Annotated in this window: 1 protein-coding gene; it reads right to left on the bottom strand. The window is 40.7% G+C overall.

The features are described from left to right. Nucleotides 1-640 (bottom strand): ABC transporter permease (locus ABN217_RS19525; protein ID WP_349459894.1); only part of this gene is annotated, 640 nt, incomplete at its 3' end. Between the last annotated feature and the right edge of the window lie 34 nt (nucleotides 641-674).

Below are 674 nucleotides of genomic sequence, written 5' to 3'. Positions count from 1 at the left end.
GCATCACCATCAAGTGTTCAACCGTACCATGTTCCCGTTCTCTGATTAGCGCAGCACCAGTTAATACAATCGATAGCATCGTGATGTTGTTAATAATCGCCATCACTGAGCCAAACCATGATTGTGTTAAATTTGGGTTAAAGGGCATACGAACTTCAAGATCTACCGGTAAACTTGTATTACTACGATATTTGGCAAGAAACTCATTCACCTCACCAAGAGTAATATTTTGAATATAGCTATTGCCCAAAAAAGCTTGGCTCATACGTGTTGCATCAATATTGACCTGAATTTCAGGATGACGCCCCGCGAGCACATCTCGTTGAAAATTAGGTGGAATATCTAATGCAAAGGTATAAGTTCCCCTATCAAGCAAACCATCAATTTGTTCAGGAATGATATCAGCAGGCGTCTTAAAATAAGGAGCATAGAAGCTATTAATAATACGATTAGATAACTGTGATTTATCTTGATCGGCCACAGCAATCGGGGCATTGTGCAGTGAGCCCGGCGTCACCGTGGCCGATGAATAGATTGATACAGTAAAAGCAAATACAATCAATGCCATCATCGCTTTATCACGCCCCAAGCTGCGCAGCTCTTTAACCCCCAAATGAAATATATTCTGTAACTTACGTATCATCAGTTAAGACTCCTGTTTTTTCAGGAAAATG

This window comes from Proteus sp. fly-1067, assembly GCF_040139345.1.
Lineage (GTDB): Bacteria > Pseudomonadota > Gammaproteobacteria > Enterobacterales > Enterobacteriaceae > Proteus > Proteus vulgaris_B.
Note: the sequence above shows the minus strand (reverse complement) of the source record. Positions and strands in the feature narration are given on the sequence as shown.